The 14,297-nt window shown below is 66.3% G+C and carries 17 protein-coding genes and 3 pseudogenes; 13 read left to right on the top strand and 7 right to left on the bottom strand.

All coding sequences use genetic code 11. The features are described from left to right. Positions 1–1,147: 1,147 nt before the first annotated feature. The 4 genes from OHS59_RS00260 (at position 1,148) to OHS59_RS00245 (ending at position 4,613) form a co-directional block, all read left to right on the top strand. Positions 1,148–1,933, top strand: coding sequence for a hypothetical protein (locus OHS59_RS00260; protein ID WP_328491340.1), 786 nt, complete (start codon positions 1,148–1,150; stop codon positions 1,931–1,933). Between the two features lie 103 nt (positions 1,934–2,036). Further along, the gene (locus OHS59_RS00255) at positions 2,037–2,585 is read left to right on the top strand and encodes a hypothetical protein (protein ID WP_328491339.1); all 549 of its coding nucleotides are present in this window, start codon (positions 2,037–2,039) and stop codon (positions 2,583–2,585) included. 616 nt (positions 2,586–3,201) lie between these two features. Then, positions 3,202–4,113 (top strand): transposase family protein, encoded by a 912-nt coding sequence (locus OHS59_RS00250; RefSeq protein ID WP_328491338.1) that lies wholly within the window; start codon positions 3,202–3,204, stop codon positions 4,111–4,113. Then, positions 4,110–4,613 carry a hypothetical protein gene (locus tag OHS59_RS00245; protein ID WP_328491337.1) on the top strand — a complete coding sequence of 168 codons (504 nt, stop codon included), beginning with the start codon at positions 4,110–4,112 and terminating at the stop codon, positions 4,611–4,613. Before OHS59_RS00250 ends, OHS59_RS00245 begins: the two co-directional genes overlap by 4 nt. Positions 4,614–4,761: 148 nt before the next feature. Here OHS59_RS00245 and OHS59_RS00240 read toward each other — a convergent pair whose 3' ends face one another. Further along, complete coding sequence (locus OHS59_RS00240) at positions 4,762–4,974, bottom strand: hypothetical protein (protein ID WP_328491336.1); 213 nt, start codon at positions 4,972–4,974, stop codon at positions 4,762–4,764. Positions 4,975–5,056: 82 nt separating this feature from the next. Then, a complete protein-coding gene (locus tag OHS59_RS00235) occupies positions 5,057–5,428 on the bottom strand; it encodes a DUF6233 domain-containing protein (RefSeq protein WP_328491335.1) in 372 nt (123 codons plus the stop codon). Positions 5,429–5,504: 76 nt separating this feature from the next. Between OHS59_RS00235 and OHS59_RS00230 the strand changes: the two genes are divergently transcribed. From OHS59_RS00230 to OHS59_RS00225, 3 genes and pseudogenes are all read left to right on the top strand, one after another. Further along, positions 5,505–5,741 (top strand): hypothetical protein, encoded by a 237-nt coding sequence (locus OHS59_RS00230; protein ID WP_328491334.1) that lies wholly within the window; start codon positions 5,505–5,507, stop codon positions 5,739–5,741. 52 nt (positions 5,742–5,793) lie between these two features. Then, positions 5,794–5,925, top strand: a pseudogene (locus OHS59_RS44410) (hypothetical protein); the annotation flags it as partial. A gap of 20 nt (positions 5,926–5,945) precedes the next feature. Beyond that, the gene (locus tag OHS59_RS00225; protein ID WP_328491333.1) at positions 5,946–6,185 is read left to right on the top strand and encodes a hypothetical protein; all 240 of its coding nucleotides are present in this window, start codon (positions 5,946–5,948) and stop codon (positions 6,183–6,185) included. 236 nt (positions 6,186–6,421) lie between these two features. Here the strand turns inward: OHS59_RS00225 and OHS59_RS00220 are convergent, their stop codons facing one another. Next, positions 6,422–6,772 carry a putative quinol monooxygenase gene (locus tag OHS59_RS00220; RefSeq protein WP_328491332.1) on the bottom strand — a complete coding sequence of 117 codons (351 nt, stop codon included), beginning with the start codon at positions 6,770–6,772 and terminating at the stop codon, positions 6,422–6,424. A gap of 159 nt (positions 6,773–6,931) precedes the next feature. Here OHS59_RS00220 and OHS59_RS00215 point away from each other — a divergent pair, with 159 nt between their 5' ends. Further along, on the top strand, positions 6,932–7,387 hold the full coding sequence (locus OHS59_RS00215) for a MerR family transcriptional regulator (RefSeq protein WP_328491331.1): 456 nt from the start codon (positions 6,932–6,934) through the stop codon (positions 7,385–7,387). Positions 7,388–7,848: 461 nt separating this feature from the next. On the opposite strand, the gene OHS59_RS00210 is transcribed toward OHS59_RS00215, so the two are convergent. Both OHS59_RS00210 and OHS59_RS00205 read right to left on the bottom strand, forming a co-directional pair. Further along, complete coding sequence (locus tag OHS59_RS00210) at positions 7,849–8,655, bottom strand: SDR family NAD(P)-dependent oxidoreductase (protein WP_328491330.1); 807 nt, start codon at positions 8,653–8,655, stop codon at positions 7,849–7,851. Positions 8,656–8,781: 126 nt separating this feature from the next. Then, positions 8,782–9,531: an SDR family NAD(P)-dependent oxidoreductase gene (locus OHS59_RS00205; RefSeq protein WP_328491329.1), complete on the bottom strand. Its 750-nt coding sequence runs from the start codon at positions 9,529–9,531 to the stop codon at positions 8,782–8,784. A gap of 129 nt (positions 9,532–9,660) precedes the next feature. Between OHS59_RS00205 and OHS59_RS00200 the strand changes: the two genes are divergently transcribed. Beyond that, positions 9,661–10,533, top strand: a complete 873-nt coding sequence (locus tag OHS59_RS00200) for a LysR family transcriptional regulator (protein WP_328491328.1) — start codon at positions 9,661–9,663, stop codon at positions 10,531–10,533. A 151-nt stretch (positions 10,534–10,684) separates the two neighbouring features. On the opposite strand, the pseudogene OHS59_RS44405 reads toward OHS59_RS00200, so the two are convergent. Continuing rightward, positions 10,685–10,811: pseudogene (locus OHS59_RS44405) on the bottom strand (IS701 family transposase); the annotation flags it as partial. Positions 10,812–10,980: 169 nt separating this feature from the next. Between OHS59_RS44405 and OHS59_RS00195 the strand changes: the two are divergent. Beyond that, entirely contained in the window at positions 10,981–11,184 is a 204-nt protein-coding gene (locus OHS59_RS00195) for a hypothetical protein (RefSeq protein ID WP_328491327.1), read from the top strand. A gap of 69 nt (positions 11,185–11,253) precedes the next feature. Further along, complete coding sequence (locus OHS59_RS00190) at positions 11,254–11,847, top strand: hypothetical protein (protein ID WP_328491326.1); 594 nt, start codon at positions 11,254–11,256, stop codon at positions 11,845–11,847. A 62-nt stretch (positions 11,848–11,909) separates the two neighbouring features. On the opposite strand, the pseudogene OHS59_RS00185 reads toward OHS59_RS00190, so the two are convergent. Beyond that, positions 11,910–12,026 (bottom strand): annotated as a pseudogene (locus tag OHS59_RS00185) (IS5/IS1182 family transposase); the annotation flags it as partial. Positions 12,027–12,350: 324 nt separating this feature from the next. Between OHS59_RS00185 and OHS59_RS00180 the strand changes: the two are divergent. Beyond that, the gene (locus OHS59_RS00180) at positions 12,351–12,704 is read left to right on the top strand and encodes a hypothetical protein (RefSeq protein WP_328491325.1); all 354 of its coding nucleotides are present in this window, start codon (positions 12,351–12,353) and stop codon (positions 12,702–12,704) included. Positions 12,705–13,535: 831 nt separating this feature from the next. Beyond that, positions 13,536–14,291: a hypothetical protein gene (locus OHS59_RS00175; RefSeq protein ID WP_328491324.1), complete on the top strand. Its 756-nt coding sequence runs from the start codon at positions 13,536–13,538 to the stop codon at positions 14,289–14,291. The last annotated feature ends 6 nt before the right edge of the window (positions 14,292–14,297 follow it).

Genomic DNA, 14,297 nt, shown 5'->3' with positions numbered 1-14,297 from the left:
TGGAAAGGCGACCGCCTTGTCCCAGCTGCTCGTCGCTACGCCGCCGGGCACTGTCTACGCCCCAGGCACCGACGGCATCGTCAGGTCGGGCTACGGACGCCGCGGCCTCGGCCGTCCGGCAAGCGGAGCTGCGCGAAGCCACCCGAATCGCCGCCCGAGCCAATGAACTCCAGGCGGTAGGAGAACAGTCCGCGCCGGCGCCCGAAGCGGTCGGCGATCTCGCTGTATTCCTCGCCCGGGCCCGCCGGCCACGCCCCGTCCTACTATGAACGGGCCGCTTCCTGCGGGTGCTGTCGGCGAGCCTGAGAGGGCATCCGTTCGGGCCCGGTCCGGGCGTCGGCTGCGTGTGCGCAGCTGCGTGTCCAGCCCCGGGTCCTGGATGTGGACGGATCCGTGCTCGCCGGTCGTATCGCGAAGAGACTGCGAAGTGAAGCCGGCAGCGCTGGCGACGGGAAGGCTTCAGGGCCTGGTTTTCGAGATCGTTCCGGCTGGTGCCTGTGCGGGGGCTCCGGAGTGGTTCTGCCCGTCGGCGTACGAGATGGTCCTGCGGCAGGCGTAGATGGCGCCTGCGCCCGCATCCGGCCTGGGGCCGGTACCGGAAGACACGGACAGGGACGGCCCCTTGCAGGACGGGGGCCGGTTCAGGGCCCCGGACCCCGCTCCTGACCCTCCCTCTCCCCTCCGGAGGGTCAGGAGCCGGGGGAGGACCGCCGCGCAAACTCGCCGGCTACTGCCTCTGCCCGCTGCGCGCGGGGATCAGCTTGTTCCGCCCGGCCCGCTTCGCGGTGATCTGCACCTCGATGCCTTGGCCCTGGAGTACCAGCTCGTCGCCCACTCAGCGCGCTGGGAAGGCGCCGCTGCCCTTCATGTGGGTAAGGGCCGGCCGGAATGTGATGGCGCCCGAAGGGTCGGAACCTATTGCTTGAGCTTTTTTTGAGAAAGGGCGATCCGGTGATAAACGGAATGGAGAGCCTATTCGTTATACATCCTGTATCGCGTGTGCCAACACATGATCTTATTGGTGGTTTTGCGCTTCTTTCTCCCTGTCGGGTCCTTTCATTTTTTGTTTATCGGCTCTCGTTACGTTCCTGGACCAGTGGCTGCCGCAGGGGCGGCTGTCAGGTCATGAGAGTGAAAGGGAACTGACATGGCGCAGGAAACGACGTCGTTCGCCAGGTACGACAAGAAGGGCTACGAGTCGCAGGTCGCGGCCCTGCGGCTGAACGGCGAGGCCGTCGTCACCAACATCAAGAGCATGAAGCGCACCTTCCTGTCGGTGAGCCTGGAAGGCTCGAACGTCGCGGCCAGCATCGACGGGACGATGCAGTACGACAAGGACGACCTGCGGGGCTACTTCTGCGACCAGGTCGACGTGACGATGTCCCTGGACAGCTCCGCGTTCACGCTGCGCACGGACAGTCCGCAGACCACATCGGGTGTCTCGTCGGTGACCTCCAGCTCCCAGTTCCAGCTCGACGTCAGCGCCGGCACCTTCGGTCCTGTCCCCACCACCGGGGTCAGCACCGGTCTGGTGATCGGTACCTCCTTCAGCCGCAGCCTGGAGGACTGGAAGGCCGTCAACCTCTCCGACGGCAAGAGGATGAACCAGAGCTACCGCATGGCCGCCTCCGAAGGCGCCGCCTACGAGACACCCACGGACCTGATCGACATGAGCGCCAAGGGGCAGGTCGAGGGCTGTCCGCTGTTCCACGTACCGGACCTGTCCCTGGCGAACATGCCGCTGATGAGCACCGGCATCTTCGCCACCGACAAGATCCTGGGCCCCTCGACGGTCAATCTCGCCGTCACCGTCACCGGCCACTTCGTGCGCATCGAGAAGACCTTCGAGCTCTTCGTCGTCAAGCCCGACGTCCTGCGCAAGCCCTGGACGTGGACCTACAAGTTCCCCGTCACCATCCCCGCAGCCGACTGACCACCCGCACCCCACACCGTCACCGTCTTTCCGGGGCGTACTCCCACCGGATGCATGTTGTGCGACCCGGATGAGCTGAAGCGATCTACAAGAAAGGCCCGACATGCCAGAGCCAGCATTCGAAGAAATGGCCCCGGAAGTCCTGGATGCAATTGTGGGTTTCATGGAGCCGCGAGCGGCAGCAAAGCTCCGTGAGACGTCACGGACGATGAAGAAGGCCGTTGACGACTTCTATGAAAGATTGATAAGGCGAGGTGACATCCTCGACAGGAACTATCGCCCCGTACGCACAACTGTCCCGGATGTCCTGAAAAACCTGCAATCGGGGATGTATAAGAAGCTCACGACGCCGGTGGACGCGCTGTTAAAGGACATTCGGCAGCAAGGCGAACAGAACAACAACTGGGGCGCAGCCTCGGACATCGCTCGCACCGCCGGCTGGCTCATCTACTGGGATCAGCTCAAAGGCCCCACAGACGCTGACGCGCTTAACCGCTTGGAGATGACCAGAGTATCGTTCGGGTGGCTCGAGGAAGGTAACTACCTTCACTACGACGACGGCACACTCTTCGACTCTACCGAGGAAGACATCCTCGAACGAGCGAGCCAATGGGCGAACGCGTCCGGGCTCCTGAAGCCGCCGTCTCCCTGAGCCCACAAGGTATCCCCCCGGCCAAGCGCTGCAGCCCCGGCCGGGGGGTCTGTCCAGTCAACGGCCCTGTCTCACATCCGGTGGTAACTGATTGTCATAACGTCAGGAGGGCCCACGGCCTGGCCGATTTCGCAGCGCAGAGGCAATTCTCCAGGGCAGTGGGGCACGGCGTGACGGTCATCGAGGACCTTCGGGCAGTTTCGATTACTGCCTGACCTGCAGATATTACCCGGTGCTCCCAAGTTCACTTTGCGTTACTATCGGATGTGAGACAGGGCCGTCTGTTGGACACTCCCACCCAGACCTGCTTGCGCTGCCCGGTGCCCGCATCACAGACCTCGATGCGCTGAGGGCCCGTGGGGTCGTGGGGAGTCTTCGCCCCACGCCACCGAGAGCCCGGCGCAGCCTAGGTGCAGGTCACGCGGATACTGCCTCGCCCGACGCACTCGACTGAACAACGTGGCGGTACAGGCGCCCGCGCGTGCCCAGTTCGAGTGAGGGCCCGGGAGTGGAGCTCCGTCGGCCGGTGGCTAACGAGCTCGTGCACGACAAGCGGTGAGACCTCGAGCTCGCGATGGTTGATCATGGTCGGGTGGTGGAGAACAGGGCTCGCGCAGTGATCATCAGCAACCGTCGGATCACGGGGCTGACAAGCGATTTGATCGCTAAACTCGTAGCCGAGATAGGCCCGTTGTGGCATGAGCGGCACCAGACCAAGCTGGCCTCCCGGCCACGGAAGCGGACCGTGGGCGGCGGGCCGAAACACCGCCTGGTGTTCGTCGACCGCCTGCTGGCCACCCTCGTCCATCTTCGGCACGGAGTCACTCACGACGTACTGGCCTGCTGGTTCGGAGTGGACCGCTCGACCATCACACGAGCTGTCAACGAGGTGCGGCCGCTGCTCGCCGAGCGAGGCTGCACCGTCAGCACCGACGTGCGGCTGCAAACCCTGGCCGAGGTCGTCGATCACCTCGGCTCGAGCGGGACGACCGGCATCATCGACGGCACCGAGATCCGTGTCCGGCGACCGGCCGCAGGGCGCAAGGACCGGGACAAGTTCATCTCTGGCAAGAACAAGCAGAATGCCGTCAAATCCATGGTGGTCACGGACCACGCGGGGCGCGTGCTGTGGTGCAGCCCCGCTCGTCCCGCGAGCTGCGCGGACATCACCCACGTCCGCCAGTTGGAGCTGGTCACGCTCCTGGCCGACGCGCCCGCGCTCGAGATCCTCGCTGACGCCGGTTACCAGGGCCTGGGCGCGCAGACCGGCGGCCGGGTGGTGACGCCCCCGCATCGCAAGTTCAAGAAGAACGCCCCCGACTGGTATGAGGAGATGTACGAGCGTCAGCGCAAGGCACATTCCTCGCGTCGTATCCGGGTCGAGCACGGCATCGTCCATCTGAAGAACTGGCGGGCTCTGGCCCGGCACCTCGGCCGCCGCGAGCACATGAGCGACATCGTCCAGGCCATCGCCGGCCTGCTCTCTCACCAGCAGACCGCGGACCTGCACTCGACACGGCAGACGTGAGCACGGGCCCCACCGAGGTTCTCGACGTCTCACCGCTTGTGGTGCACGAGCTCGTTAGCAACGTTTCTAGGTGTGTCATCGCTCTTGGCTCAACCCTTTTTGTCGAGCGGCGCCGAGAACGCCGGGAAGATCGCATCGAACGCCGCAAGACCAAGCAAGAGGTGTATGCGCGCTATCTCGCCGCCCATGCCGAGACTCGCACCCAACTGCGGGTCCTCTCAGTTGCCGCAGCCTTGACCGATGAGGAGCGCGGGTACCGGGCCTATACCGCGTACGCCGCCTGCTACGCCCCGCGTTACGAGCTCGCAGTGCTGGCCCCTCAGGCAGTGTTGATTTCTGCCAGGGACTTCGACAAGCGCGCTCGGGATCTACGAGACATCGTCATCGAAGGCACGAACATCCAAAGCCAGGGCGGGGAGCGCATGCGGAAGTACCTGGAGGCCATGCAACTCGTACACACGGCGATGCGGGCAGATCTGGGTGCGGATGAAGACGGTTGACGGCTGCCAAGTGCTGCACGAAGGCCTGGAGACAGCGCCGCGAAGCAACTCCTGGCACCCCGCGATGCGTGGGCGCGATCGTTGCGGTATGCGTCACGGCGTGACGCCTGTCCATCACACACGACCGGACGATGGCGCGCCCCGGCTGTCATCCCGGCAGTGCGCGGGTGTTGGTGAAGCGCACGGCCGGCCCCCAGTTGTCCCGGGCGGTAGCCAGGCACCACTGACACAGGGGCAGTCCGCCGGAGCCGTACTTGTGCGTGGATCGTTGGCAGCCGGAACACGGCTCGACGTAGCTGCTGGAGATGGTGAAGGTCGACGGGTCGGGTTCGGTGATCGGTGGCGGGGGAGTGCTGGTCATCGCGGGGGTGTCCTGTCCGGGGGCGGGGAAGTGGGTGGACACCGCGGTGCAGCGTGGCAGGCCGTGAAGGTGCGGGAAGCCGTCAGTGCGCCGCGGCGGCAAGGGCCGGGCGGCTGGATAAGGGGATGTCGAGCAGGGTGTCTGGGGTGCAGTGGCTGCACACGCGCAGTCCGGCATCGAGGAGCCGGCGGGCTTCGTCACGGCTGACGGGCTTACGCCGCTTACCGATGGTGTAGCAGTGCCCGGCGTGAACTTCCACGGGCGGGCGGCCGTCACCGATACCCAGCTCGACCACCCACTCCGGCCCCGGGGGCCGGGTAAGCCGACGGTGTTCCCGCTCGGCTTCCCGCTGCCGGACAGCAGCGATCTTTGCGTCGATGCGCTCCAGCCACATGGCGTGCCAGGTCCTCAGCGCAAGTAGTCGGCTCAGGTCAGCGGGTAGGTCATCGAACATATTCTCGCTCCTGATCCGGCGGGCGGCACAGGCTGACCACTCGCGTATTCGAATTCTAGTTCGATAACGTGCGGGCGTGCAGTCCACACCCTTCCCCCACGACCTGATCCAGTTGCAGGCGGCCTGGAACCGCACCTACGTCGCCCTCGCCGCACTCCCGCCCGCAGTCGGGACCGCGGAGCTCCGGTGGCGCCTGGTGGTGCTGTCGTCCCGCCTGTGGTGGCATCCGTTCTGGACGTCGCGGTCGGGCTGGTCGTCGGCCGCGCGTGCGCAGCTGCGCATCCAGGCCCGCGCACTGCACGGGGATGCGTAGTGGTGAGCGGGCGTCCTGGGTGCCTGACTGAGCGGGAGGAGCAGATCCTGGCCTGCCGATCGCGGAGCGCGGTGAGGGTCCGACCATGGTGGAGATCGGCGCGGCGGTGGGGCTGCGCAGCAAGGGCACGGTCGCCTACCACCTGCGTAATCTGCAGGAGCGCGGTGTGCTGGCCCGTGACGGGGCGAGGGGCCGCTCGGGCCGGTGTGGTGGCGGTGCGGCCACCGCGAGGGGCAGACCCTCACCGGTGCTCTCGCCAACGGCGACGACATCGGGGCCTGGCACCGCCGTGGAGGCGACCTTATGCGGATCAAGACGTGTGGCACCTACAAGATCGGCTTGTACCACCACCAGGACGGGCCGCACTGGGGCGACGTCAGAGACGAAAAGTACGACATCCGTCAGAACAAGGACTTCGTGATCCAAGTGCTCTGCGCGACGTAGTGCCCGCGCCCGGCTGACGTGGAATTCTCGCGGCAGTCCGCCACCCCTCCGGTGCAGTCGTCCGGGGTGGTGGACCAGATAGCCGAACAGCCCCGCCCTACCCCGCACGACCGGGGGGCGGGGCATTTTCGTACGCCCAGCCAGCAGCCATACTCTGCCCGCATGCCGCGCCACCGCGGACGGCGATCCGGATGCGGCTGGCCCCGCGTGGCGCGGGGCCAGCCGTGTGCCGTGGGTCAGGAGAGGGGGTGCAGCCAGTGGGCCTCCAGTTCCCCCTCGACCAGGTCCGCGATGGCGGCGAAGTACGTCTGCATGAACGGCTGCGAAACGTGCGCCAGCAGGTGGGCGCCGGAGGACCAGCGCTCGTAGAAGGCGAAGGCGCCCGGCCGGTCCGGCGTGGTGTGCACCACGTACTGCTCGCATCCGTCCTCCTTACGGGTGAGGCCGATGATCGCCTGGATCTCGCCCAGCATCCGGCCCTCCTCGCCCGCCTTGGCCCGGGCGTATCCATATACCGCGACCGGCGTGTCCGAGGCGAGGATGGCGGCGGGGATGAGGCCGTCGGGTGTCGTGTCGTCAGTGCTCATGAGGTCCTACTCCGTCATGGTCGGTTCCGCCGGTGCTGATGCCCGGCTTCCGGAGTGTAAAAGTTGACGTTAACGTCAAAGGCAAGTCGGGTGACGAACCCCGGGACGGCCCGGCAGCAATCGGGACCCAGCGGCATGCGGAGCAGAGGGAGCGACGGGATGCGTATCGGCGAGGTGGCATCGGCCGCGGGAGTGAGCACGCGGGCGCTGCGCTACTACGAGCAGCAGCAGCTCATCGCGTCGAGCCGCAGCGCAGGCGGGCAGCGCCTCTACCCCCCGGACACGGTCGAGCGGGTGCGGTGGATCCAGCTCCTCTACGCTGCCGGGCTGAGCAGCCGGACGATCGTGGAGTTCCTGCCGTGCGTGCACACCGGTATCGCCGGCCCGGAGATGATCGCCCGGCTTCGTGCGGAGCGGGACCGCCTCGACGAGCACATGCGGGACCTTGCCACCACGCGAGCCCGACTGGACTCTGTCCTCGCCTCCGCCGAGTTCGGCGCGACACGGCCGGCCGGCGAGGCCGCAGGGGTCTCAGGCTCGACCAGCACGCGTCGGCCTTGGCCCGGTGCCCAGGCCGAGGCTGGCTTTATCGACGTCTCACACAGCGGTTGTTGACGACCGCGGATGGCACCTACTTCGCCGGGATGTCGTTGTCGACAAGAACGGGAGGCACCTGCCGGTACCCGGCGACGGACCGTACCGGCTGTCACCTGCGCCCGTAGCCACCGCTTTTCCCCCGAGCTCCGGACGGGGCGGTCGACGGAGTCTCGCCGGTCACCACCGATTTGCTGTCCGATGCCGTGGACGTTCGGCGCGGGCAGCACCTCCTGACCTGCCAGAGAAGTGCTGCTCTTCGTCATCGACAGAGCCACTGGCGGATCTGGTCAGGTGTCGGGATTGAAGGACGTAGTTACGTCGGTTCCTTGCGTACTCCTCTTCGTCTCGCTTGCCGAACCCGCACCATCTGGCAGTGCTGGTACGTTCCGGCTTTGACGTCATTTCAGTGCGAGTTCGACACGAGGGATGTGCGCCGCTGGATTTCGCGGCACGGGCCTATGGCCTGCGTCGAGGGTGTATCAGGTTCGCAGGCCTCCGGAGGCGGTGAGGCGCTCTCCGGTGACCCATGCGGCCTCGTCGGAGGCGAAGAAGACCGCCACCTGTGCCAGATCTCTGGGCTGGCCGATACGGCCCAGGGGAGTGCGTTCGATCATGCCTGTCTCGGCGTCGCTGCCGATGAAGCCGACCGCGTGGATACCCTCTGTCTCAACACCGCCTGGAGCCAGGGTGTTCACCCGGATGCCGCGAGGGCCGAGCTCGGCGGCCAAGACGCGTGTCAAGGCGTCGATGGCCCCCTTCGTCGCGGCGTACACCGCCATTCCCGGTACCGCGCGGGCGCTGTCCAGTGATCCGATGTTGATGATGGAGCCACCGTCGGGCCCGAAGTACTTGAGAGCCTCCTGGATCGTACGGATCGGCCCGGTCAGGTTGACCGACAGCTGTCGGTCGATCTCTTGTTGCGTGACGGTTTCCAGCGGCTGTGGGTAGTACACGCCGGCATTGTTGACGAGAATGTCGAATCGGCCGTAAGCGTCCATGGTCTTGGCGAAGAGGCGTTCGACGTCCGCCGGCACCGATACATCCCCCTGCACGGCGGTTGCGCTCGCTCCTCGATCCTGGATGTCCTGTACCACTCGCTCGGCGTCAGCAGGGCTGGAGGCATAGTTGACGACGACCGACGCTCCGGCCGTAGCGAACTCCCGCGCGATGGCCGCCCCGATGCCTTTGGACGCGCCCGTTACGAGCGCGACCTTTCCCGCCAGTCTCGCGTCGGCGTTCCTTCGCGGCGCTGCGTCACCGTGGCGAACCCCTGGCCTACTTGTCATGCTTGTTGCTCCTGTTCATTGAGCGGATCACGGGTGGTGGCACGAGTCCTCGGTGCTGCCCGGGCAGAGGCAAACTGGTTACGGGCGGCCTTGCGCGCCCCTGATATGGGATGTGCATGGCGATGGTCATACCTGCCCCATGCCGCCGTCGACGCAGAGCTCGGCCCCTGTCATGAAGCTGCTGTCGTCCGAGGCGAGGAACAGGGCCGCACTGGCGAGTTCCTCGGGGCGCCCGAGGCGTCCCAGGGGAACGTGTGCGGCCATCCCGGCTCGCAGGACCGCCGGGTCCTGCCCGAAGTACGCGGCCTGCCCGTCGATGATGGCTGTGTCGAACGGTCCTGGGGTCAGCACGTTGACCCGAAGGCCGCGGTCGCCGAACTCGGCCGCCCATACGCGCGCGTAGGAGCGCACCGCCGCCTTCGCGGCGCTGTAGGCAGTGGATCCGGGGAGACCCTTGAAGCCCTGGATCGAGCCCACCAGAATGATCGAGCCGCCGACCGGCATGAGGGGGAGCGCCGTCTGGACGGTGAACATCGTCCCGCGCGCGTTGATGCCGAACGTGCGCTCGAAGTGAGCCTCGGTCACGTCGCCGAAGTCGACCCGCTCGATCATGCCCGCGTTGGCGACGAGCACGTCAAGGCGTCCTCGGTCCCCGCGGATCGTCTCGATCAGACCGTCGAGATCGCTCGACGACGTGGAGTCGGCGGCGACCGCCGTGACACGGCCTTCGATGGAAGCCACCGCGTCGTCGAGAACTTCCTTACGCCGCCCCGTGATGTAGACATGGGCACCTTCTTCGGCGAACTTCTCGGCGATCGCCAGGCCGAGGCCCGCTCCTCCGCCCGTGACCAGGGCGACCTTGTCGGCGAGACGCATTTTCTCTCCTTCACGTCGGTACACACATGCCGCTTGCGGTCCAGAAGGTAGTCATGCGCCAGACATAGGCGCAAAGAGCTTCTTGGTATGTTCCCTATAGGAAGCTTCTATGTGACGAGGCGGTGCTGAATGAACGTGCGGCAGTACGAGTACGCGCTGACCGTGGCCGAGGAGGGCAGCATCACGGTGGCGGCCGAGCGTCTGGGACTGACCCAGCCCTCTCTGTCCCAGCAGATCGGCGCCTTGGAGAAGCAGGTGGGAGTGCGTCTGTTCACGCGGACCCGGCAGGGAATGACGCCGACGGTGGCGGGGCGGGCCTTCCTCGCGGAGGCAGAGATCGCCACCACCGCCTCCCGGCGCGCGTTCACTGCGGCCCGCGCCGCCGACGGTGACCTGACAGGCGAGATGATCATCGCTGTCCACATGGGACTCGGGACCCGTCAGCTGCCTCGCGCGCTCGGCGAGCTACGCCGTCGACACCCGCACCTGCAGGTCACGATCCACGAGGAACCCGATCCCGCGGACATGGAGCGACTCGCACGCCAGGGCACCCTCGACATGCTCCTGGTGCACGACGTTCCACCGGGATGCACCTTCGACATCCACACGCTCGGCACGGAGTCGTACGTCGCAGTCCTGCCGCAGGACCACCCGCTACTTCGCCGGCACGAGCCGCTCCTCCTCGAAGACCTCGCCGCCGAGGGGTGGGTGCGCTTCAAACGCACCAGCAAACTCGACGAATATCTGGCAGGCCTGCTCTCCGGCCACGGGCTCGCTCCAGCAACGGTCGGCCGGGCCTCGCAGATCTCGACCGCGGTGAGGCTCGTCTCGGAAGGCCTGGGTGTCACCATCGCGCCGTCGTCCGCCATCCCCGACGGCTTCGAACGGCTGACCCGCCCCCTGCACCCCGCCCTCTCGGCACCGGTGATAGCGGGCGTGCGGCGCACTCCGGGCCGGGCGGAGAGCGCGTTGCTGGACCAGCTGAACCGGCAGCACTGGTAGCAACGAATCATCTTCTGGCGACGCCTGTCCATCGCGGCTCTATGCCCCGGCTTCTCGGCTATGAGGACTCCGATTTCTCGAAGCCGATCACGTGTGAGTGCACGATTTGCTCGACCAGTTCATCGAAGTGGCCAGCGCCTTCTAGCCGTAGGATCCTCCGCTGTCACCCACGCTGCCGGCGAACCTCCGGCCAGGCAACGGGTGACCATCGCTTTTGCGAGGTCGCCCTTGATGGCGAACTCCCGCAGATCAGGAATCTTCGCAGCCCGGCAGCGATCCCCGATCTCCGGTCCATAACCGACCGCATCCGCAGGAAGTTCGGGCCCGGTGCGATCGGCCCGGCTGCTACCTTTCGCCGCGCCTCCTGACCCCCCACCTCCGCCCATCGGCTACACCGGCCCGATCTGCTCTGGAAGCGAGAAGTTGGTGCTGCCCCATCCACCCGGAATGCTGGATCCTGCCTCGCTGCCGCACTGGCCCTACGCCCAAGCAGTCGACCAGGAACTCGCCAGCCGCGGCATCCCGGCAGGCGCCGTCCGTGTGGAACGCGACTACCGCCGCGAGGCCACGATGCGTCTGGTCTTCTCCTGGGACGCCTCCCGCTGCGCCTGCCGTTGCCGGGTATTCCTGCCGGTCATGGCGCGGTCTTAACCGTATGAGGGACCTGCGGTACATCCGGTTGCGCGGTGACTGGTCGGCGGCCGGAACGTTGAGTGGATCATGAAGAGAGTCACGGTCACCACGGCCATCGCTGCTGCTGTCCTCGCGCTCAGCCTGCCGGGCATCGCCGAAAGCCAGGAGCCGGCCACCGCACAAGCGGCCCCGGAAGTGAAGGAACTGCTCGGGCAGGGATCGGAAGACTGTCCGAGCATGAGTCTGTGCCTGTACGAGGACGTCAGCCTCAACAAGGGCAAGGACGCCAGGGTCTGGGTCTTCCCCATCACCGAGGCCCGCACTGACCACCCGCTGCGCAACCACGCCGCACGGGACAAGCCCTCCTCGGCCTACATGAGGGCCCCCAACCTGGGCTGGACCGCCTACCTGTTCACTGACAACGACCAGTGCGGCTACGCGGGAAACCGGGAAACGGAAGGCCTTTCCTTCCGGCGCAACAACCCCTACAACTCCCTCAACAGCCAAAGCGGCCAGGCAAAGCGGTACGGCTACTTCTACAAGAACGGCAAGTGGTCCAAGTCGAAGCGCTGGGGTGTCACCACCACGACGCTGCACCTCAACGACCGGGCCGGCTGCGTCTCCCTCGGAGCCTACAAAAACACCGACGCACTGCGCCCCTACGATTCAGGCGACATGTAACCGACCCGCGAAGACACCAGTATCCGAGAGAGCGCGAACTGTGCGTTCCTCAGCCGGGGGCACACGGCCCGTTGCGGCGGGAGCTTGCAGCGGCGGTCACCCTCGCGGGTGACGATGAGCATCGTGGCCCACTCGACCAGGGCATGGGACAGGTCGAGTGCGGCAGAATAGGGAACCAACGCAGCTCCTGTGCCTGTGGGTTGAGACTTCGAACACCTCCCCCAACGGCACGGGAGCCTCGTGCGTTGCGCATCCCCTTGGCGTGACCTGATCGGTGGTCGTACTGAAAATGCTCAGAGACTCCGTACCTGGGAGAACACGGCGGCGAGTCCGGTTCGAGCCGGTCGCGGTGGTGACGTCTGTTCCCGTGGCTGCGATCTCTCGGTCAGGGGTCAGTAATGGTGAGAGTCGGTGGTGCTGGTCTGGGGCAACATGACAGTGGAACTCGCGCCCGCGCTTCCGCACGCCCCGGTCCTCCCGCCGTCCCCGAGGACGATGGAGTCGTGGGCGAGCACAACGAGGAGCAGGAGCACGTTGCCGAACCGGCGCGACCGCCGCTCACCGCGGCCCGCGCCCGGGATATGACGACCGGGCTGCGCGAGGCGATGGACGACATACGGCGCTCTGTGGCGGTGCTCGCCGCCCGCGTCTGGGCACCCCTCGGCTACCCGAGCTGGGAGGCGTACTGCGACAGGGAGTTCGGTATCTCCCGCGCGCAGGCGTACTGGTTCCTGGAGGTCGCCTGCGCCCGGGCCGCGATCCACGGCGCCGTCGACGCCGGCACGGGCTGTCTCGCACGCGAAATACCTGTCCGGGCGCAGCTGCGCCCGACTACGGCCTGCCTCAGCGCGCCCTGATCGCCATCTCCAGCTCCGCGACGACGTCGCGGAGCTGATCCCTGATGGTGGTTGGGGTGGTGCTGCGACTGGGGCGCAGTATTTGCATGGGCCAGGCGGCACACGGGTGCTGCACGGGCAGCAGGCCGGCCTCGGCCACGCAGCGACGGGCAGCTGCTGCACACTGCTCGGACGGTACTGCCTCCCCGACACTTGCTGCTCGCGGCCAGCAGTACGTCCGTGGGACCGTCCCAGCGGCTGCATAACATCGCGCGCTCTGCGGTGACCTGTGAGTTCGCTGCGAGCCACGGATCTGACGGACTCGTAGGGCGGCTTCTCGTGGTTTCCGCGGCAGCGGCAGTCGAGCTCAACAAGGTCGCGGCAGTAAACCAGAGGCGGTCTCGACCGCCGCCTTGCCCGTATTCCGGCGGCTGTTCTTTGTGGGTCAAACGACCGGCACACTCAGCGACCGGGCCGGGCTACTGTCCCCGTCGTGCGGGGCTGACACCGGCCGTGGCGGTGACCTCACCCGCAGGGTGATGCACGACTGACCAAGTTCCCTGCACGGACGACAAAGTTAGCCCCCTCGCCACCCTCTACATTTCTGAAACGAAAACGCGGAACGCCCGCAGAGAAAGTCCTAGAAGAAATCAGAAGTCATTCCGAAGGAATGAGGGGCACGGAGTGCGCAGGAAGAAAAAAATGCTCCTTTCAGTTGCCTTCCTTTCTTGTCTGGCTGCCGGGTGCAGCAGCACCGACATTGGAAGCCCTGCGGACGCCGGCCGGCCACACCAGAAAGACGCTGCCTCCGCGCGGGGAGCACCACTCCGGGACCTGACCTCCGCAGAAGAAGTGGAGATAGACCGCGCGGAGCAGGACCTCGTCCTGCAGTGCATGCAGCGCCAGGGCTTCCGCTACTGGCCCGTCCCAGTCGCGAGCGTCGCGGAACGCAAAGTCGGCGCCTACGTCGTGGACGACATCAGCTGGGCGCGCCAGTACGGCTACGGTCGGCCTTTCGACACCGCAGCCATGAAGACCCACAGCGATCACCCCAACATCACCTACGCCAACGCGCTCCCCAAGAAGGAACGCGTCCGATACTCCAGGGCGCTTGACGGGAACTTCACCGGCACCATCACTGCCGAACTGCCGTCCGGCGGTTCGGTCCGCACCCCGCGCGACGGCTGCTACGCCCAGGCCAGGGAAGAACTCTACGGCGACTATCCAACCTGGTTCCGCGCCAAGAAGGCCGTGACCTCGCTGACGCCCTTGTACGTTCCGCGCATCCTCCGGGACAAACGTCTGACCAACACGGTGGCAGCGTGGTCACGTTGCATGAAGGCAGCTGGCCGGCCTTTCCAGAGCCCCGACGCGATCCGTCGCGAACGGGAAAACCTGATTCGCGGCATGAGCGAGTCACAGGCCCTGCGATCCGAATCCGCTCTGGCCGTGACAGAGGCCACGTGCGCCCAACGGACATCCCTGGGGAAGACCGCGCGTGCCCTGGAGATGGAATACCGAAACAAAATGGCACGCGACTACGCGGCGGAATTCACCGCGTACCGGCAGATGAGGATGTCCGCCCTCGCGCGGGCACGGAGCCTTTGAAGCTTA

The sequence above is a fragment of the Streptomyces sp. NBC_00414 genome (genome assembly GCF_036038375.1).
In the GTDB taxonomy this organism is placed as follows: Bacteria; Actinomycetota; Actinomycetes; order Streptomycetales; family Streptomycetaceae; genus Streptomyces.
The sequence above is the reverse complement of the archived record's forward strand: the minus strand, read 5'-3'. Positions and strand labels throughout refer to the sequence as shown.